Origin of the sequence: Brevibacillus sp. AF8, assembly GCF_021270385.1 — a bacterium.
In the GTDB taxonomy this organism is placed as follows: Bacteria; Bacillota; Bacilli; order Brevibacillales; family Brevibacillaceae; genus Brevibacillus.
Map to the genome: position 1 here is coordinate 150,458 of NZ_JAGQDN010000008.1, position 17,706 is coordinate 168,163.

The following is a 17,706-nucleotide window of genomic DNA, read 5'->3' on the forward strand; positions in this document are numbered from 1 at the left end:
AGGCCCCCTTTCACGCATTTTGGGTATAGTATGCGAGAAAGCAGGGCCTGCTATTCTTTTTCGGGAATTTTGACTTCTGGTTAGCCGCCCATAATGCTGTAGCCAGCATCGACGTGCAGAATTTCACCCGTGATTCCTCGGGAGAGATTGCTGAACAAGAAGAGAGCAGTGTCGCCTACTTCCGATTGGTCAATCGTGCGGCGCAATGGTGCTTTTTCCTCAATTTCTTTCAGTACGGAGTTGAAATTGCGGATCCCTTTTGCAGCAAGTGTACGGATTGGACCAGCGGAGATCGCATTGATACGAATGTTCTCTTTGCCCAGGTCGTTTGCCAAGTAACGAACAGATGCATCAAGCGCAGCTTTGGCTACACCCATTACGTTGTAGTTTTGAATCACGCGCTCACCGCCAAGGTAAGTCAACGTCACGATGCTTCCGCCCTCTGTCATCAACGGACGAGCAGCTCGAGCAACTGCTACCAGAGAGAATGCGCTAATGTCTTGTGCCAATGCGTATCCTTCGCGGGAGGTGTTAACATACTCGCCTTCGAGCTCTTCCGTTTTCGCAAACGCGATGCAATGCGCTAGGCCATGAATCACGCCCACTTTTTCTTTGATCACAGCAAATGCCGCTTCGACATCCTCATCCTTCGTGACATCGCAGTTTACCAACAACGACTCTACTCCCAATTTTTCCGTAAGTGCCGCCACGTTTTCACGCAGACGCTCCCCTTGGTACGTAAAAATCAGATTTGCTCCAGCGTTATGTAAGGATTGCGCAATTCCCCAGGCAATGCTGCGGTGGTTTGCTACGCCCATGATGACGATGTTCTTTCCTTGCAACAATGTATTCATTATGTATCTGCCCCTTTCCCAACTTATTCCCCTGCATTATAACCGATCTTGTCCACGGATACGAGTGAATAAACGAGAGAGGCAGTGTAAAAACATTTAATCGGTACTTCCAGCCTGATCAGTTAGCGCTGATAGAGCTTCAGAGGAAGCCCACGATTCCTGCAATGGATTCAAGGATGTCCCCATGACCGGGAATTCAGTCAGTAACTGCAAGTGATCTTCTGTTTGCATTTGCTCTTGATGGTTCATACTGTCAGTCCACACTCCCTTCCTTCAGACTAGACTGGCTAGGAATGGGACCTTTTATGCATGCAAGTGATTCGCGTGTAAAAAAGCTGACAAAATCAGATACACGGCCATCGCGCCAACAAAATAAACCCCGTACTGTGCCTTTTTGGTTTGTCCGATATAAGGGACGAGATGGCTAGCGGATACATATAAAAAAATACCCGTCGTCATGGCCAGCATAATGCCAGACCAATTCGGTGGAAACATTCGCTCAGCAAAACCAAAGCTGAGAGCTCCTGCAATCGTCGCGATCCCGAGGGATGTCGCCCCCCAAAATGCTTTCTTTCTCGAGTTGGTCGCCGCTAGCAAAAGTGAGGCTATGGTTACACCATCGGGAATTTTGTGCAGCAGCATCGCTACCAACACGGATACACCAACTTCTGAATCCATCCGCAAGCTCGCGACTAATGAGACGCCTTCGACAAATGCATGTAATAAAAATCCCGTCATGACCCCAATCATTCCCGTGGAGCCAAACTCTCCGCTGGACTTGCTGATTAATTCCAAGGCAAAAAGTGTCACAAAGCCAACGAGCACAAATGGCATCAGCCACAAGCTCTTGTCAGAAAAGACGTGTGGCATCAAATCTAGCAGCGTAATCGCCAGCAGCAGCCCAGCCCCTGCACTGATCATCGCAAACAATGCCTCGGATGACCAGGCACGCAGGCACAACAGCAGTCCCCCGATACTGCTCGCCAAGGCAGCAGTCAAAAGGACAATCCAGAAAACAGATTGCATCATCCGGTCCTCTCCTCACCCAACGAGCAAAAACATGCTTACTCCTTCCATATTACGCGCCTGTCCCGGTCATTATGAGCATGCAACCACATTTGACAAAATACGACGAGCTGTCCGAATCGGACGAATGATCACTAGTTTTTAGAACCTTTGTCGATTCTCTCTTACCCGGAAAATTTTGGTGCTATAATGAGTCCACCGGGAATACCGAGAGGAAAAAAAGGAGTGATTCGGGATGGATGTACAAGTTTGGATGGCTTCAAAAGAGGTAGCTGATCGCCTTGATGTGCATGTTCGTACACTGCGTAACTGGCTGGACTTGTTCGTACCAGCTCAGGAACGTCTGAAAAATCCGCAGGGTCACTATTTGATCAGCGAAGCAGGCTTTGAACTGCTCAAGGAAGTAAAGGAAAGAAAAGACAACGGCAACAGCTCGTTAAAAGATATTCAGCGCCAACTGATAGAAGAAGGACGCCTCTCCGAGGAAATGCTCATGGAAGAAGAACTCACAGGTGCGGAAGAAACTGCCGTTACGCTCAGCGCCTCAAACAAGCTGGGAACGGGCATGCGAGAAGTGGAAATGACCGTCCACGAGACACTTGTCCAATTTCAGCAGGAGCTCACTCAGCTCTCCGCTATGAATCATATGCAATCGACCATTCTGCAAAAGATTGCGGACATTGAAGAAATGCAAGAGTCCCTCCGCTTAGAAATGCGCCGTGTCACTTTTGAACTCGATCTTATGCAACAACGCCTGACTCGTCGCAAGGAGCGCTATGCCCGCTACGAGCCTCGCTGGTCACTCAATCCATTCCGCTGGTTTACACGTTCAGATCGCGCAGCCGAGCAATAATCGTGTTTCTTCATACGGAAAAAAATGACAATTAGAAGAAGAACCTCGACAGCGGTAGTCTCCCCATGTTCTATTGTGATAAAATGGTACTATATGAACTGACTGAAAATCAGGACTATTTACATTCCACAAAAAAAGGACTGGGGCTTTCGTTGTGAGAAAATTGCATATTACTTCGGTAAAGCCGGGCGATGTCATTGCCAAGAGCGTGTTCCAAGAAAATGGGAACGTTCTGCTGGGGATCGGGGTACAACTAACTCCCCGTTACATTGAACGCCTTGTTCAATTGGGAATTGATACCCTTTACATTCAAGACAAGCATACTGAAGATATCATGCCGGAAGATGTAATCCGCGATGAGACGCGTAAAGAAGCCGTGGATGCCGTGTACAAAACGATGACCACCCTCATGGATCAGCCGCAGATCAAGCGCCGTACGTCCGCACCTGATTTCGGGAGCAGTTTTCAAAAGGTTTTTCGGGAAATCTTTCAAGACTTGAGCAGTCGCAAGGACATCTTGGTCAACTTGTCCAGTCTTCACGTTTTGGATGGTTACCTTTTTCACCACGCTGTCAATGTCGCTGTTCTGTCTGGTGTGGTAGGGATGGCCAAAGGTTACAACCAGCAGCAGATGATGGAATTGGGCATTGGTGCTCTTTTGTTCGACATCGGCATGACACAGGTTCCTAAGGAGCTCTGGACCATGCGTACCGAGTTAAGCCCCGAAGAACGCCAACGTGTCCAATACCATACCGAAGAAGGCTTCCATATTTTGCGGAATCAACATAATATCTCGGTCGTCTCCGCACACTGTGCGCTGCAACACCACGAGAGATACAATGGAACAGGATATCCTCGTCAGCTCTGTGAGAAAAATATTCACGAGTATGCACGCATCGTCGCAATCGCGGATGTTTACGATGCCTTGGTTTCCCCGCGTCCATTTCGGAAAAGCTACTCGCCGAGTGATGCTACCGAGTACTTGTTCGCTACAGGAAACACCTATTTCGACCTCGACTTGCTCAAGCTATTCCTGCAGCACGTCGCGATTTATCCAATTGCCTCTACTGTATTGCTGAGTACAGGGCATACCGGGGTCGTTTCCAAAGTGAATCCATTGGCAGTGAATCGGCCCACGATCCGTATTTTAACCAATGAAGATGGATCTGAAGTAGCCACCACCTATGAAATCGATCTCTACGATAAAGAATGGATGAGCGTAACGATCGTCAAAACCTTATAGGCTCACGACAAAGCTGAGATTCATTATTCATCTCAGTTTTTTCATGCGTGGGTACGGGTTGTTTTCGTACGTTGCAAATACCCCGCAACTAAAACGAGAGCGACCAACCCAATTTTGATCACATATTCGAGCCAACTCATCCCTGCGACCCACTCACGCATCGTATTTTCCATGAGAATCATATTCGCCGCCGTCACTGCCAGGACACCTGAACCAATATAAACAAGCCATACAAAGCGCTCCATTGCCTTTAAAATGAGCTGGCTACCAAAAACCATGAGAGGCACACTGATCAAGAGGCCCAGCACGATGAGGACGACGTCGCCTTGCGCTGCCCCTGCAATAGCGAGTACATTGTCCAGTCCCATCATCACATCTGCCACAACAATCGTCTTGACCGCTTGGATCAAGTCTTCACTCGAGTTGATTGCTTCCTCTCGCTCGTCCTCGCGCAACAGGTTGTAGCTGATCCATAGCAGAATGATTCCGCCAATCAGGTACAAATACGGGATTTTCAGCAAATAAACAGCAAGAATCGTAGCGATTACGCGTACGATGATAGCAAGAAACGTTCCCCACAAAATGGCTTGTTTTCGTTGTTCGACAGGGAGCTTCCGGCAAGCGATGGCAATGACCACGGCATTATCTCCACTTAATACGAGGTTAATGGTAATGATGAGTAGCAGCGACGAAAAAAAAGCAGATTCAAACAAAGGATGCACCCTCCCTGAACTTTTTGAGCCCTACTCGCCACCCTTGTACGGTGCCCCTGATTTTTTGTATGATGGTAACGAGGAGGGTTGTCGAAATGTCGAAACAATTCGTTATAGAAGCGATCATGTTGGCTATCTACGGGGAGTTGATGGTCCCATCGCAACCAGTAGAATATCTGATACCCGCGTCGACAATCTATGAATTGGACGAATTTATCCAGAGTCCTGAACCTATCATGCCCTACTCTGCTGATGATCAGTATGTCCGGCGGATTATGAAAGAAATGAGCCAATTTTTTGCCGATCCATTCAACCGAAAACGAATGGAAAAAGGACTGATAGCCCCATGGTCCAAGGTTCCCTTTTCTTTTCCGAACGGCGTGACCCTGACGGTCGTAAAAGTAGAGGACAACGCCATGTGGGGGGAGATATTTGATCCCGTAGAGACACAGCTATTGTTGACAGCCATGAAATTCGAGGCCCCGCTTCTCACAGACCAGCCTGATTATCAGGATCGGATATTGGAATATATCGTGCCCGTTCAATTTTACGATGTGGATGATTTTGATTTCGCGCTCGAGCAAGGAATCTCTTTGAACGACCTTCGTGAACCATAATCAAGAAGACAGACCGACGAGCCTGATGCTTGTCGGTCTGTTTTAAGTCTTTGCCTTACCACAAAAAAACGTTCTGAGTAGGTTTGTCCATGGTACAATATGGGTAAAGACATGGAAAGCGGTTCGGGGAGGAATTATGCACATGGAAATGACGAAAAGAAGCAACGGTTCGGATTGGGAAGCAGAAGCTGCTGTTGAACAACAGATTTTGTTTAAAATGGGGAATGAATATTACGGACTGTCGATTTCGCTCGTACGTGAGATCATCAAGCCGCTGCCCATTACACGTTTTCCAAAATCTCCACTTTATGTCGAAGGAGTCATTGATCTGCGTGGGCGGATCTTGCCGATCATCAACTTGCGGAAAATGTTTGATTTGGAACCTATGGAAGAAACAGATGATACTCGTTTTGTTGACTTGCAGATGGATGGTTTGAACATTGGAATTATCGTGGATGCGGTCTCTGAGGTCATGAATATTCCGCAGAGCATGATCGAGCCTGCACCACCCATTATCGCTGGTGTAGAGGGCAAGTATTTGCAAGGCATTGCCCGAATGAACGACAAGCTGATCATGCTGCTTGATGTGGATGAAATTTTTGGACAGTGGAAAAAGAAGTAAGTGGCAGTGTAAAGCCCAGTGCGCAGATGATGCACTGGGCTTTTTGCTCTTTTTATTCGTTCTATCCTACTCTCTGCCTCCGCTAGCTAAATATGCAAAGTTCACCCACACCATCTCTTCGATTCCCAAAATTTCTTTGAACAGGTCAACCGAGTCGTACAACAGTGAAGCCCCTGTGTCGTCATCGACGTTCGTCAACAACTGCAAATCAAAAAGGGAACGTAACTGCTGAATCTGCTTCGGACCCACGATCCGACTAAACGACTGCGGCTTGATACGTGTGATCCCTTTACCTACTTCTCGCCGATACAACTCCGAACGCACTACCCTCTCCAGTATGTCTTCATACTTTTGCCGAACGTCCTCGCTGTCTACAATTCCTTCCTGCAGGTCAATTTCTGGATAAAGCCTGCCAAACTCGGCTTCCGCCATTTCCACATCGAGCGAGTAGCTGATTGTCGCTGACGCAACCTCGAAGCCTGCATCGAACAAGCGAAAGCCCCAGCCGTTGTCCTCAGCGTCATGAAACCAGAGGAGGGGAACGAATTGCTTGGACAGTCTCAGCAAAAAATCAAGCGTCGTGGAGGTTTCCAGCCACTCATCCTGCAGGAAAAATGCATTCCAGTCGCTGTTGACGTTTCTGTGGAAGTATGGCTGCTCTGTCTTGGATAAGGCAATCAGTACTTTCGGTTCGTATTTGCGTGGATAAAGAATGCCGGTCGTGAACTCACCCATCCGTTTTCCACCGCTTTCTGGAAGGCTTCCCTGATCCTTTCTTCTTAGTCTATTCAGGCAACGCTTGTTTTTTGCTGTGATCTTTATCAAACGTGCTCGTGTGGATAATCGTATGTACCGCGCCCTCCCGCAACAGCTCGGAATAATACAAATGGAAATGCCTTGCCTTCCATTGTGGCGGCTCCTGCGCTAAATAACGTTCATTCCAATCCAGGAGGGCAAGCTCATCCCCACTGCGATGCGGACCACGTGCCAGCGTAATATGTGGCCGATACCTCTTCCGATCGTAGGACAAGCCTTCGTGCAACTCAAACCGTCTGCCCAACAATAAATGCAGCTGTTTGAGAGGAGAAAGTTGGCCGCGCAGTCCCAGCCAAAGCACACGTGGATGCAGGGCATTCGGAAAAACCCCAAAGCTGCCAACACCCAGGGTAAATGGCTGGATGATCGCGCTGACGATATCCATATCCTCGCTGATAGCGGGAACGAGTAACTCATCTACTTCACCAAGAAAATGCAGAGTCAGATGCAAATTAGCGAGGGACTGCCACCTGTCCGCAGACACATCTTGCTTCAACCGTTTTTGAACATCGGCAATATAAGCGGCAGCCTCAGCGGGAATATCCAATGCTATGAATAAACGCATTTCTGTCCTCCTTCGAAAAAAATAGCCCTCCTGTGACGGAGAGCCATTTGTCTTTCATGCCGCTTTAGGCAGCCATCATCTTTCCGGTTACGATTCCCAAAACACTCCTGACATATTCCGCAAGACGGTTCGTTCCAGGCTGGTAAGTAAAGCGCAGGGTCAGTTCACTATGACCGACATGGCCAGCGGGAGGGATATTCCAGAAGTACTCTCCTTCCCCGTATAAAAACTCTTCAATGCGCTGCTTCTTTCCTTCGATATCGATACTCGGATCATACGTCAAGGAAAACTTCATCATGACAGAAAACGAATCTGTCCAAACGTGATCACGCTTATGTAATTTCCCATGGATAACAACTAAACCGGCTTCTCCCCACAGATTGTACTCGAGCAAAGCCTGAAACTGCGGATGTACTTGCAGCTCCAAGGCAGGAAGCCCTCCTTCGATCGTAAGTGCATGACGTTGTGCCAGTTGCTCAACCTCCCCTTGAAAACGGTGGGCGCATTCAGAAACAGCCTGGAACAAATTGGGTTCAACAGCGTACATCGTCGTCACCTCTCCCCAATGGAATGTCTGTCTTACCTAATTCGAATTCCCGCTTGTCGTATCCTTTGTTGAAAAATGACTTATTTACCCATATTTCATCGAAGACGAAAAAATTCCAGGGAGAGTCTTTTTTCACAATCTCACAACAATTACAGGTAAGGGACAGGCATCCCTGGAAACGCTTTCGAAAACACCTGCGCGAGATGCTCCTGTACCTCTTCATCCAGCTCCAAATGATAGAGGCGACCGCTCTCATAACGCAGCAGTGGATAGGCGCCCACCTGCAAGGGAGAAGCGTCCTGTGTCTGCACGTACTCCGGCAAGGTCATCAAAAAGCGCGAGAACGGATTCGCTTCATCCTCTGACATGTGAACAACCTCGAATAAATGCGAGAGACTAGGCGTCAGCACGATCATTGCGTAATCGCCCTCTTCCGCAGCCCATACGGTAAAGGACGTATCCCGGACTTCGCTGCGGGCGTGCCTGCGCATGACCCATATTGCTTGCTGCACAGTACTCATCAATAAATGCTGGGCCCCTTCTTCACCATGGACATCTCTCATGTGCTTGTAACGCAATATGAAGGCCATCCCCGATTCCGTAAAAACGGATGCAGGCAAGCTCATCGCCGAGATGCTTTCAGTCTCTTCCTCACGCACCTGCACCTCTTCCGGGAGTGTATCGGGAGTCCCCTCATAGAGCGCCTGAATCATCTCACGTGTCCGAGCCACTTCCGCTGGGGAAAAAGAAACCGACTCGGAATAGATATGGGTAAGTTTACGATCCGCGTAAGCCAAGTAGTGTAAAGAAGTATACGGCTGCTCGATCATTCTCAAGGCCATGCTTCGCTCATCAGCACGCGCTATGTCGAACGTCAAGGGAAAACCAAGCGGATTCAGCGGGTCCGAAAGTGTCCAAATGACCGCGAGCAGTTTATTTTGATACGTCTTGAATTCGAGCGAAACGGCATCTCTCGTCTGCTCACTGAAAGCATCCACCGATTCGAACACCAAATACAGCTCCACTACGCCAGTGCCACTAAGACGGACAAAGTAAGGAAGACCCTCTTCTTCTGCCAGCTTGTACAAATCGTGATAAACCACGGGGTCGAGTACCTCTCCCTGCGTTGACTCGTCTAGAGAGCACAGGGTGTCATCGGGGGTTAGCGGAGGAAAAAAATCGTCGTTCATGCGTTATTCCTCCTGTTTTCCCCAGTCTTTTAGCAATGCCCAATTGTCCATTTGTTTTAAGAGAGTCCGATCTGTCGCGTCAATGTGGACAGGGGTGATCGCAATATAACCGTGCTTGAGCAAATCATAGTCCAGCGGCTCCGCCAGTGGCATGACTTGAGGATACTCGCGTGCCAAATAATAGCCTTCTGCTTCTTCGCTATATTTGTCTTCATAGTGGTTCATGGACAAGGTGGCCGGAACCATTCCTTTCACCTCAGCCAGCGGCACATGCGGGATATTGATATTCCAGAATACCTCTGACGCCAGTTCCCCTTTGACCGCAAGATCGCTGAATTCTTTTACGAGCGGACGAATCATCTCCACTACATCGCCGTAGTTGTCTTGATCGAACCAGTTATCATAGGAAAGGGCAACACCAGGAACACCCAAGATTACCGCCTCCCTGGCACCGCTGCACGTACCGGAGTAATAAATATCACGTCCGAGATTGGTCCCGACGTTAATCCCCGAGAATACGATATCCGGCTTTTTCCCATGTTCAAACAAGAGATGGTAAGCAGCTTTTACACAGTCAGCAGGGTTACCATTGACCGCCCACGCTTTCACCGGCATTCCGTAAAAATCACGCTGTTCAGGCGAGAGTGCACTCCGATAAGTGATTCCGTGTCCGACCCCGCTTTTCTCTTCAACCGGTGCTACTATATAGACTTCCGCTCCCTCCAAAGTGAGCAAAGCTTCTACTAACCGCTTGATACCAAGAGCATCGATGCCATCATCATTCGTAACCAAGATCCGCAAAATAGGGTCTCCTCCTTTAACCATAGCGTTGCCACTTGCTGAGACGTTATTTTTCTTATTGTACTGTAGAAAACGAGGCTGCGCCACGCTTCCCCCAAAAACGAAAGGACCCCAATCATATTGGGGCCCTGGCTATTCTTCTACAATATCTTTCCATCGTTCGCGCCAAACAATCCCTTCGCGAATCCACTCTTCTACTTGACGCTGCTTTTCCTCCGAGATTCCGATCAGGCAAGCGATGCGGGCAATCTCTTTTGTCTCCGACGGGGATAGCTTCCGATCGATCAATGCCATGTGGTAGAGCTTGCGCATCATAACGAGCTTTTCAGCCTGGGTCATGGCTACCAGGTCTTCCACGATGACCTCCGGACGCTTCGGATAGTCCATATCATCCATCAAAATTTGTCGTTCTTTCAATGTAAAATGCTCCGAATTCACGATTTCATGAATACGATCCATTTCTTTATTTCCTATATAACCGTCGGCGTGCCCGACGCAGATCATCAAGCGAATGGACGCAAACAAAATGTGTTTGTCCTTTTCGATTTTGGTATACACCGGCATAGCTCCTCCTCAAAGAACTTTATGAGCATAATAAATATCTACATATGATAATACGATGAAAAACGAAAGCGGTTTCACATGATTATGTGACAAATTTATGCTATTCCCTAACAAAAATGCCCCTGAAATCAATCCAGCCATAGGCATCCAGACTTACACCAGATAACCGTGGATGAGCAAGCATTTCTACCCGATTCGAATATAGCGGGACAAACGTACTGCAAGCCGCAAGCGCATGCATGATGCTCTCTACGCAAGCTTGTCGGTCTTGTTCTGTTCGGGCGCACGACATGCGACTCATCCAATACGCAATCTCTTCCTTTCCACGCGGATCTAAATGATGAGAAATACTCAACGCACCAGCGTGTAGAAATTCTCGTAACGACAGCTCCGCCCTTTCATCTACATTCGCACTATCCACAACTAAATCGGCCTCTCGCAATAACGAAGGCGAGGCAAGCTCCTCCGGGGATGCATACCTGATCTCTATGGCAATTCCGTATTCCTTGCACGTTTTCTGAATCCACCGGGCATCTTCTATATGATCGGAGTCTGGATACGTATAAAGTGACAGCGCCTCTCCCTGATACCCGCTCTCTTTGAAAATACGAGCCAACTCCTGTGAATCCGGCACTTCTCTTTTTTCTTGGAACGAATCGGTTTTACCCCAGATGACTGCATGCTCCCTCGTTCCCTGTAGCTCTTGTCTCAAGGTTTGTCCACAAATGATAGCGACCATGAGACTCCGAAATTCGCGATGTGACAGCGGACCATTTTTTGCTCCGTTCAAGCTGACGTATTGAAAACAATCTTCCAATCTTCCAACGTCACTCCATGCCAGAAAGCTCCTATCGCAATGTTCATCCAAAGCCGTTACGGATAGCGTGCTTTCATCTGCATGCGCTTCTACTGCCATTCCAGGTACGCACCAGATTTCGATTCGGTCCAAGAACGGCCTTCCCCCAAAATAAGGCGTGAACGCTTCTAGCACGAGCATGGAATCATCGTTGCGGACTACACGAAACGGCCCCGTTCCTACTGGCATTTGCGCAAATTGCTCCCCCATCTCCTGAACGTAATCACTGGGGACTATTGCCATATATTCCTTGCTTAGTGCCTGTAAAAACAATTCATCTGGCATATGCAAAGAAATCGTCAATACGTAGTCATCTTTGACGGTAATCGATTCGATGGAAGCAGCTAGCCAGCGATGTTTATAGGAATGCTCCATCAAACGAAGTAACGAAAAGCGCACATCATCGGCAACAAGTGGTCGGCCATGATGGAATAAGACACCTTTCCGCAAGTAAAAAGTCCACTGCTTTCCTTCCTCACTAGCCTCCCAATAAAAAGCGATAGCGGGTTCAATCCGTCTCGTGACTGGATCAAACTGGACCAGAGAATCAAATAGCTGCTTGACCATATGTGACTCGGAGCGCAGGAGAATATGAATCGGATCAAGCCCTGCGAATGGTCGACTGTAAAACAAACGCAAGGTATCGACTCTGCCCTTACTTCCCTTTTCCCGCTTCACACGATGTCCAAACTGACTATTCATCCATCGTGAAAAATTTTCACCCAAAGCTTGCAAATTTACCCCATATTCGTCGATCATCTCCCGTGCAGCACGAATCTCTCCTTTTTGCACGAGTTCTTTGGCTACGCTCATGATCAGGTCTTCGGGCGCGAGCAAGCATGTCAAAACAGATCGGTTTCCTCGCCCTCTCCCCGGCTGCCAGATTACCCATCCATGGCTTTGCATTTTTTTCAAAGTCAGTGTCGCATTCCGCAACGTACAAAATAAAAGCGAAGCAACTTCAGCTAACGATATGTCATGCGGGCGCCCTATCGTTTCAACAGGCCGCCCCGCACATAAACGGATGTATTGTTCAACGAGTTGCATCTTGCCACCACCAATTCGCCCATAAAACATGAAAAAGCTATTCGCCTAATCGTACGCTTTTTCTCCGGTCTTTGCCACCTTACAATTCTAAAAACACCAACTAACCGGAAAAAGCCGAAAGAAAGGATTTTCTTATGCCACACATTCCGCATGCTCTCAGTCGATTCTTTGCTGCGTATCCGACACTCCTCTGGGTCCGTCTATTCGGCGAAACGCTCACTTCACTATCCAGCGCCATGATCGCCCCGTTTCTCGTATTGTACTTGAGCGAGAACATCGGCGGCTCTGTCACCATGACCATGCTCGTCATTGGTTTGCAGCCCTTCTCCGAGATTTTGCTGACGCTATTTGCTGGTGGCATCACGGACCGCTATCGCCGAAAATCAATCATGCTACTCGCCCTTTTCCTGCAAGGCTTCGCCATGTTGGGAATGGCTTGGGCAGACTCTATGCTGGGCTTTGCGATCCTGTACATCATCAACGGCGCTGGCCGCTCGCTGTTTATCCCTGTCAGCCGTGCGCATCTTGCTGATACGATTTCCGCTGCACAAATGGCCGGTGCCTTTGCTCTTCTCAATACTTCCAGCAGTATCGGGGCCGCATTGGGCCCTTTAGTCGGTGTCATCATTTATAAGTACGATCCTGCTATGGCATTTTTGTTTACTGCGATCTCACTATTAATCTATGCTCTTGCCGTCTGGTGGAAAATCCCGCAAACTCCGCTGCCAGAAGCTCCCGTTGTGGAAGCAGCAGACGTACGTTCACGCAGCTCCTGGCATGCTTATCGACCAGCCCTTGCCATCATGCTGCTGTCTTTGCCGATCAGTTTGTTTTACGCCCAAACCGAGACAAATCTCCAGCTACATCTCAAATACACGCTGCCAGACTATTTGCAAACTCTCGCTTTGCTCATTGCGGTAAAAGGGGGCCTTCTGCTCCTGTTCGAGTACTTGCTCGTCAAATGGACCCAGCACTTGCCAGCTCGCCTGTTGATTAGCGGCTCTTACATTTGTTTTCTCATCGTATCCTTGGGGTATGCCTTCATCGACAACGTGCCTGTCCTTCTCGCTTTGCAAGTGTTGCTCGTCATCGGAGAAAGTATTGGTCTGACTCAGTTAATGGCCTTCGTCACCCGGATATCACCTGTTACGATGCGCGGGCGGTACTTTGCGATTACGGGAACGCACTGGGACATTTCCCGTACGTGCGGACCGTACTTGGGCAGCCTTGTCTTGCTGCATTATGGCGGCACGATCCTTTTCACCATTGTCGCAGGCATTCTCTTGAGCGGTGCTGGATTCATGTATGTGTATCTTTCCACCAACGAAAAAGCCTCCCCGTTTGAACAGGAAGGCTGATTCGATCCGATTAGGTTAATAAGAAGCGATCTTCACTGAAGCTTTCTCCACCGCGGGCTGTTTCGAATGCGCGAAGCAGATCCTGCGGTTTCATCGTCCGTTTTTTCTCATCCGGAATGTCGAGGATGATTCCCCCATCGTGGAGCATCAACAGACGATTCCCCATGTTCAACGCTTGTTCCATATTATGCGTGACCATAATTGTCGTCAGTTTATGGCGTTCCACGATTTTTTCCGTTAAATCTACAATCAGCTGCGCCCGTTTCGGGTCAAGCGCTGCTGTATGCTCATCGAGAAGCAAAATCTTTGGCTCCGTGAAGGTAGCCATCAACAGGCTCAGTGCTTGGCGCTGTCCCCCTGAGAGAAAACCAACTTTGGTCTTCAAACGGTTCTCCAGCCCCTGATCCAGCTGCTTGAGCTGCTCACGGAACAGCTCTCGCTTCTGGTTATTCACCCCAAATCCAAGTGTACGACGTTTTCCCCGCCCCAATGCGATTGCCAAATTTTCCTCAATCGTCATGTTCGGCGCTGTACCTGCCATCGGGTCCTGAAACACACGGCCGATCAGACCTGCGCGTTGGTGCTCTGCCAAGCGGGTGACATCTTTGCCGTCAATCGTAATGCTTCCGTTATCTGGCGTCAGTCCACCAGAGATCATGTTCATCATCGTCGATTTACCGGCACCATTACTACCAATAACGGTGATGAACTCTCCCTTCTTAACGTGCAGATTGACGTTTCGAAGCGCGATCTTTTCATTCACAGTTCCTGCGTTGAATACTTTGTTGACGTTTGTAATTTTAAGCATCGCTGCTTCCTCCCCTTGCCGAGCGTACCGCTTGCTTTTTCCAGATGCCTTTTGCCACAGTAGGTACTGTCAGGGCGATGATAACAATCAGGGCAGTAATCAGCTTCATGTCAGAAGGATTGAGTCCTGCATCCAGAGCAAGGGCAATGACCAAGCGGTACACAATCGAGCCGAGAATGACAGCAAGCGTCACTCGGAAAATCGAAGAGCTGCCAAACAATACTTCCCCGACAATAACGGAAGCGAGACCGATGACGATCATCCCGATCCCCATTCCTACATCCGCAAAGCCTTGGTATTGGGCTACCCACGCACCAGCTAACGCTACCAAGCCATTGGAGAGAGCCAAACCGATAATCGTTGTCGAATCCGTGTTTACCCCAAAGCTGCGGATCATCTTCGAATTGTCACCTGTCGCACGCAAATCCAGACCCATATCCGTATGAAGGAACCAGTCAATGATGAGCTTCAACACCAGAACACCTACGATAAAGACGATTGCTACACCTGTCAGCAAGGTAACTCCACCTACGGCCAGGTTCGGAATGCCCATATCCTTCACATAAGTGAACAAGGTATCTTCCCGCAAAAGAGGCAAATTCGCTTTTCCCATGACACGCAAATTGATCGAGTACAAGGCAATCATCGTCAAGATCCCCGCCAAAAGTGCGTTAATCTTTCCTTTGGTATGCAAGACGCCCGTAAAAGCTCCTGCCAAACCACCTACGATGAAAGCCAGCAGGGTGGCCAAAAACGGATTGGTACCATCGATAATGAATTTGGCTGCGATTGCGCCTCCCAAGGCAAAACTACCATCTACGGTCAAGTCAGGAACGTTTAGGACTCGGAAGGTCAGATATACACCGAGAGCCAAGATACCAAATAATAAACCTTGCTCAATGGCTCCCATTATTGCCAGTTGATTCATAGAAGAAATCCTCCAATTACTGCATTTATTACTCGATCACTTGTCCAGCACGGTCGAGCATGGCTTGCGGAATCGTCACACCCATTTTTTCCGCCGCTTTCTTGTTCAATACGAGCTTCATGTCTGCTTGCACTTCAACAGCCATATCAGCCGGCTTCGCTTCACCCTTCAGGATTTTTGTTGCCATATCAGCTGTTTGCTCGCCCAGCTTTGTGTAGTCGATCCCGTAAGTGGCAATCGCTCCGCTCTTCACAGAGTTTTCTTCACCAGCGATGACCGGAATTTTTTGTGCTTCAGCGACACCGATAACAGCTGCAATCGAAGAGACGACCATGTTGTCAGTCGGTACGTAGAAAGCATCTACTTTGCCGACCATGGACTCAGCTGCTTGCTTCACTTCTGTCGCGCTCGTAATCGCCGCTTCTTTAATCTCTAAACCAAGCTTGCCGGCTACTGCTTTTGCCGCATCTACCTGTACTTTGGAGTTGACTTCGCCAGAACTATAAATGATTCCAACAGATTTCGCATCAGCTTTCATTTCTTTGATCAGCTTCAATTGCTCTTCAACTGGATTCATATCCGATGTACCAGTTACGTTTGCTCCCGGCTTGTCCATCGCTGCTACCAGACCAGCTTCTACCGGGTCTGTTACCGCAGTAAAGAGGATCGGAATCTCTTTGCTGGTTTGTGCAGCAGCCTGTGCCGTTGGAGTCGCAATGGCCAGCACCAAATCTACTTTGTCAGCCTCGAATTTTTGGGCAATCTGAATGGCTGTATCCATGCTCGCTTGAGCGGATTGCACATCGATTTTTACTTGCTTGTCTTTTTCGTAACCATTTTTAGCCAGTTGGCTGATAAAGCCCTCTCTCGCTGCATCCAAAGCAGGGTGTTCAACGAATTGGGCAATCCCAATTGTCAACTGCTTGGTTTCAGTAGACGGAGCAGGCGCCGTCGTGGTAGCAGGAGCGGGTGTAGAATTGTTTGCAGGGGTAGTGCTTTGCTGTCCACAAGCGGTAACAGACAAAAGCAATAAAGGAAATAAAAAACTCTGAAAAATTTTAATACTCTTCTTTTGTTTGAACATTTAGTGAATTCCCCCTCGTGAATTTTTTTTTACAGTTTAACATGGATAAAACGGTTTTAAAAGAATAAAAAGAGAGCATGACGCTCTCTTTTTACTTGATGATTTCTTTCGCCTGTTGTTTGAGTGCCTCAGAAATAGTGAGCCCAAACTTTGCAGCAGCTGTTTCATTAATATACAAATCAGCTTGTTTCGAAATCTCTACAGGAGTATCAGCAACCGTCTGCCCTTTTAAGATACGGGCAGCCATATCGCCTGTTTGTTTACCGATTCGGTAGTAATCAATCCCGTAAGTAGCAACCGCTCCACGTTTCACTGTATCGGTATCAGAAGCAAATACAGGAATTTTGTTTTCCTCTGCTGCTCCCAGTACCGCTTCAAAAGAAGATACGACGGTGTTGTCAATTGGGATAATAATGGCATCTGCTTTACTAGCAAGACTTTGAGCTGCAAGCTGCACTTCGGATAACTGCGAAATGCCTGCCTTGATGATTTCTACGCCTTCTTTTTGCGCTGCGTCTTCCAATTCTTTGACCTGTACCTCTGAGTTAATTTCGGAAGTCGTATAGATCACGCCCAGCTTTTTCAGCTCAGGCAGAAAGGTTTTCACCAGCTTCAATTGTTGTTCCATCGATACTTTATCGGACGTCCCGGTCACGTTTTTGTCTGGTTTTTCCAGACTGCCAACCAGTTGAGCCGAGATCGGGTCTGTTACGGAACTGAAAATAACAGGTTTGTCAGCAATCGCCTTGGCTGCAGCCTGAGCGGATGGCGTCGCAATCGCTACGACAATATCCTTCTTATCTCCGGCATACTTCTGTGCGATCGAGACTGTATTGTTCATGTCACCATGGGCGTTCTGGGAGTCTACCTCCAAGTTCTTGCCCTCTTCGTAGCCAGCGTCCTTCAGACCATCCAAAATTCCTTTATGAATAGCATCCAGCGCAGGGTGCTCCACGAATTGCGTCAGCCCCAGCTTCACTGTTTGCCCTTGGCCTGTCGTTGCCGCTGTCTCTGTTTTCCCACCTGTTTCGTTACCACATGCTGCCAAAGAAAACGCCAGCAATGCGGTCAGTACCATACTGACTGCTCGTCTCATCTGTACTTCCTCCTCTAGTCTCTGCTCTTTCGCTGCTCCTAATCACCCTAAGTAATTAGGCTCATTGCCATCTATGCAACTTGTGTCCCATTATAGCAATTATATTACGCATTGAGAA

General features: G+C 48.3%; 20 protein-coding genes. 5 read left to right on the forward strand and 15 right to left on the reverse strand.

What is annotated here, in order from left to right:
• Positions 1–80 precede the first annotated feature (80 nt).
• The 3 genes from fabI to KB186_RS13160 form a co-directional block, all read right to left on the reverse strand.
• Entirely contained in the window at positions 81–854 is a 774-nt protein-coding gene (gene fabI / locus KB186_RS13150; RefSeq protein WP_016742464.1) for an enoyl-ACP reductase FabI, read from the reverse strand.
• 96 nt (positions 855–950) lie between these two features.
• Positions 951–1,103, reverse strand: a complete 153-nt coding sequence (locus KB186_RS13155) for a hypothetical protein (protein ID WP_173608346.1) — start codon at positions 1,101–1,103, stop codon at positions 951–953.
• Positions 1,104–1,157: 54 nt separating this feature from the next.
• Complete coding sequence (locus KB186_RS13160; RefSeq protein ID WP_173608347.1) at positions 1,158–1,883, reverse strand: ZIP family metal transporter; 726 nt, start codon at positions 1,881–1,883, stop codon at positions 1,158–1,160.
• Positions 1,884–2,115: 232 nt separating this feature from the next.
• On the opposite strand from KB186_RS13160, the gene KB186_RS13165 reads away from it, so the two are divergent.
• Both KB186_RS13165 and KB186_RS13170 read left to right on the forward strand, forming a co-directional pair.
• Complete coding sequence (locus KB186_RS13165; RefSeq protein WP_221868831.1) at positions 2,116–2,733, forward strand: MerR family transcriptional regulator; 618 nt, start codon at positions 2,116–2,118, stop codon at positions 2,731–2,733.
• Positions 2,734–2,887: 154 nt separating this feature from the next.
• Positions 2,888–3,976, forward strand: coding sequence for an HD-GYP domain-containing protein (locus KB186_RS13170; RefSeq protein WP_173608349.1), 1,089 nt, complete (start codon positions 2,888–2,890; stop codon positions 3,974–3,976).
• Positions 3,977–4,017: 41 nt separating this feature from the next.
• Here KB186_RS13170 and KB186_RS13175 read toward each other — a convergent pair whose 3' ends face one another.
• Positions 4,018–4,698 (reverse strand): TerC family protein, encoded by a 681-nt coding sequence (locus KB186_RS13175; RefSeq protein ID WP_173612305.1) that lies wholly within the window; start codon positions 4,696–4,698, stop codon positions 4,018–4,020.
• 86 nt (positions 4,699–4,784) lie between these two features.
• Here KB186_RS13175 and KB186_RS13180 point away from each other — a divergent pair, with 86 nt between their 5' ends.
• Positions 4,785–5,306: a hypothetical protein gene (locus tag KB186_RS13180; protein ID WP_015892281.1), complete on the forward strand. Its 522-nt coding sequence runs from the start codon at positions 4,785–4,787 to the stop codon at positions 5,304–5,306.
• A 142-nt stretch (positions 5,307–5,448) separates the two neighbouring features.
• Complete coding sequence (locus tag KB186_RS13185; RefSeq protein ID WP_173612304.1) at positions 5,449–5,928, forward strand: chemotaxis protein CheW; 480 nt, start codon at positions 5,449–5,451, stop codon at positions 5,926–5,928.
• Positions 5,929–5,994: 66 nt separating this feature from the next.
• Here KB186_RS13185 and KB186_RS13190 read toward each other — a convergent pair whose 3' ends face one another.
• The 7 genes from KB186_RS13190 to KB186_RS13220 all read right to left on the reverse strand — a co-directional run bounded on the left by KB186_RS13190 (position 5,995) and on the right by KB186_RS13220 (position 12,314).
• Complete coding sequence (locus KB186_RS13190; protein WP_173612303.1) at positions 5,995–6,663, reverse strand: hypothetical protein; 669 nt, start codon at positions 6,661–6,663, stop codon at positions 5,995–5,997.
• A 49-nt stretch (positions 6,664–6,712) separates the two neighbouring features.
• A complete protein-coding gene (gene thpR / locus KB186_RS13195) occupies positions 6,713–7,309 on the reverse strand; it encodes an RNA 2',3'-cyclic phosphodiesterase (protein ID WP_232773774.1) in 597 nt (198 codons plus the stop codon).
• A gap of 64 nt (positions 7,310–7,373) precedes the next feature.
• The gene (locus tag KB186_RS13200; RefSeq protein ID WP_173612301.1) at positions 7,374–7,856 is read right to left on the reverse strand and encodes a hypothetical protein; all 483 of its coding nucleotides are present in this window, start codon (positions 7,854–7,856) and stop codon (positions 7,374–7,376) included.
• Positions 7,857–8,005: 149 nt separating this feature from the next.
• Positions 8,006–9,046, reverse strand: coding sequence for a hypothetical protein (locus tag KB186_RS13205; RefSeq protein ID WP_173612300.1), 1,041 nt, complete (start codon positions 9,044–9,046; stop codon positions 8,006–8,008).
• 3 nt (positions 9,047–9,049) lie between these two features.
• Positions 9,050–9,871, reverse strand: coding sequence for a 5'/3'-nucleotidase SurE (surE, locus tag KB186_RS13210; protein WP_221868828.1), 822 nt, complete (start codon positions 9,869–9,871; stop codon positions 9,050–9,052).
• Between the two features lie 108 nt (positions 9,872–9,979).
• Positions 9,980–10,411, reverse strand: a complete 432-nt coding sequence (locus KB186_RS13215) for a tellurite resistance TerB family protein (RefSeq protein WP_173612298.1) — start codon at positions 10,409–10,411, stop codon at positions 9,980–9,982.
• 100 nt (positions 10,412–10,511) lie between these two features.
• Entirely contained in the window at positions 10,512–12,314 is a 1,803-nt protein-coding gene (locus KB186_RS13220; protein ID WP_232773775.1) for an SgrR family transcriptional regulator, read from the reverse strand.
• 134 nt (positions 12,315–12,448) lie between these two features.
• Between KB186_RS13220 and KB186_RS13225 the strand changes: the two genes are divergently transcribed.
• Positions 12,449–13,672, forward strand: a complete 1,224-nt coding sequence (locus KB186_RS13225) for an MDR family MFS transporter (protein WP_221868826.1) — start codon at positions 12,449–12,451, stop codon at positions 13,670–13,672.
• 10 nt (positions 13,673–13,682) lie between these two features.
• Here the strand turns inward: KB186_RS13225 and KB186_RS13230 are convergent, their stop codons facing one another.
• The 4 genes from KB186_RS13230 to KB186_RS13245 form a co-directional block, all read right to left on the reverse strand.
• Positions 13,683–14,480 (reverse strand): ABC transporter ATP-binding protein, encoded by a 798-nt coding sequence (locus tag KB186_RS13230; protein WP_173612295.1) that lies wholly within the window; start codon positions 14,478–14,480, stop codon positions 13,683–13,685.
• Entirely contained in the window at positions 14,473–15,408 is a 936-nt protein-coding gene (locus KB186_RS13235; RefSeq protein WP_173612294.1) for an ABC transporter permease, read from the reverse strand. Before KB186_RS13235 ends, KB186_RS13230 begins: the two co-directional genes overlap by 8 nt.
• Positions 15,409–15,436: 28 nt before the next feature.
• Positions 15,437–16,492, reverse strand: a complete 1,056-nt coding sequence (locus KB186_RS13240) for an ABC transporter substrate-binding protein (RefSeq protein ID WP_173612293.1) — start codon at positions 16,490–16,492, stop codon at positions 15,437–15,439.
• A 91-nt stretch (positions 16,493–16,583) separates the two neighbouring features.
• Complete coding sequence (locus KB186_RS13245) at positions 16,584–17,588, reverse strand: ABC transporter substrate-binding protein (protein WP_221868825.1); 1,005 nt, start codon at positions 17,586–17,588, stop codon at positions 16,584–16,586.
• Between the last annotated feature and the right edge of the window lie 118 nt (positions 17,589–17,706).

What these genes read in the sequence shown, in the direction of transcription:
- KB186_RS13235 (WP_173612294.1), bottom strand. Translation starts at nt 15,408, where the DNA reads ATGAATCAACTGGCAATAATGGGAGCCATTGAGCAAGGTTTATTATTT.
- KB186_RS13180 (WP_015892281.1), top strand. Translation starts at nt 4,785, where the DNA reads ATGTCGAAACAATTCGTTATAGAAGCGATCATGTTGGCTATCTACGGG.
- KB186_RS13200 (WP_173612301.1), bottom strand. Translation starts at nt 7,856, where the DNA reads ATGTACGCTGTTGAACCCAATTTGTTCCAGGCTGTTTCTGAATGCGCC.
- KB186_RS13225 (WP_221868826.1), top strand. Translation starts at nt 12,449, where the DNA reads ATGCCACACATTCCGCATGCTCTCAGTCGATTCTTTGCTGCGTATCCG.
- KB186_RS13230 (WP_173612295.1), bottom strand. Translation starts at nt 14,480, where the DNA reads ATGCTTAAAATTACAAACGTCAACAAAGTATTCAACGCAGGAACTGTG.
- surE (WP_221868828.1), bottom strand. Translation starts at nt 9,871, where the DNA reads ATGGTTAAAGGAGGAGACCCTATTTTGCGGATCTTGGTTACGAATGAT.
- KB186_RS13165 (WP_221868831.1), top strand. Translation starts at nt 2,116, where the DNA reads ATGGATGTACAAGTTTGGATGGCTTCAAAAGAGGTAGCTGATCGCCTT.
- fabI (WP_016742464.1), bottom strand. Translation starts at nt 854, where the DNA reads ATGAATACATTGTTGCAAGGAAAGAACATCGTCATCATGGGCGTAGCA.
- KB186_RS13160 (WP_173608347.1), bottom strand. Translation starts at nt 1,883, where the DNA reads ATGATGCAATCTGTTTTCTGGATTGTCCTTTTGACTGCTGCCTTGGCG.
- KB186_RS13155 (WP_173608346.1), bottom strand. Translation starts at nt 1,103, where the DNA reads ATGAACCATCAAGAGCAAATGCAAACAGAAGATCACTTGCAGTTACTG.
- thpR (WP_232773774.1), bottom strand. Translation starts at nt 7,309, where the DNA reads ATGCGTTTATTCATAGCATTGGATATTCCCGCTGAGGCTGCCGCTTAT.
- KB186_RS13190 (WP_173612303.1), bottom strand. Translation starts at nt 6,663, where the DNA reads ATGGGTGAGTTCACGACCGGCATTCTTTATCCACGCAAATACGAACCG.
- KB186_RS13205 (WP_173612300.1), bottom strand. Translation starts at nt 9,046, where the DNA reads ATGAACGACGATTTTTTTCCTCCGCTAACCCCCGATGACACCCTGTGC.
- KB186_RS13215 (WP_173612298.1), bottom strand. Translation starts at nt 10,411, where the DNA reads ATGCCGGTGTATACCAAAATCGAAAAGGACAAACACATTTTGTTTGCG.
- KB186_RS13185 (WP_173612304.1), top strand. Translation starts at nt 5,449, where the DNA reads ATGGAAATGACGAAAAGAAGCAACGGTTCGGATTGGGAAGCAGAAGCT.
- KB186_RS13240 (WP_173612293.1), bottom strand. Translation starts at nt 16,492, where the DNA reads ATGTTCAAACAAAAGAAGAGTATTAAAATTTTTCAGAGTTTTTTATTT.
- KB186_RS13220 (WP_232773775.1), bottom strand. Translation starts at nt 12,314, where the DNA reads ATGCAACTCGTTGAACAATACATCCGTTTATGTGCGGGGCGGCCTGTT.
- KB186_RS13245 (WP_221868825.1), bottom strand. Translation starts at nt 17,588, where the DNA reads ATGAGACGAGCAGTCAGTATGGTACTGACCGCATTGCTGGCGTTTTCT.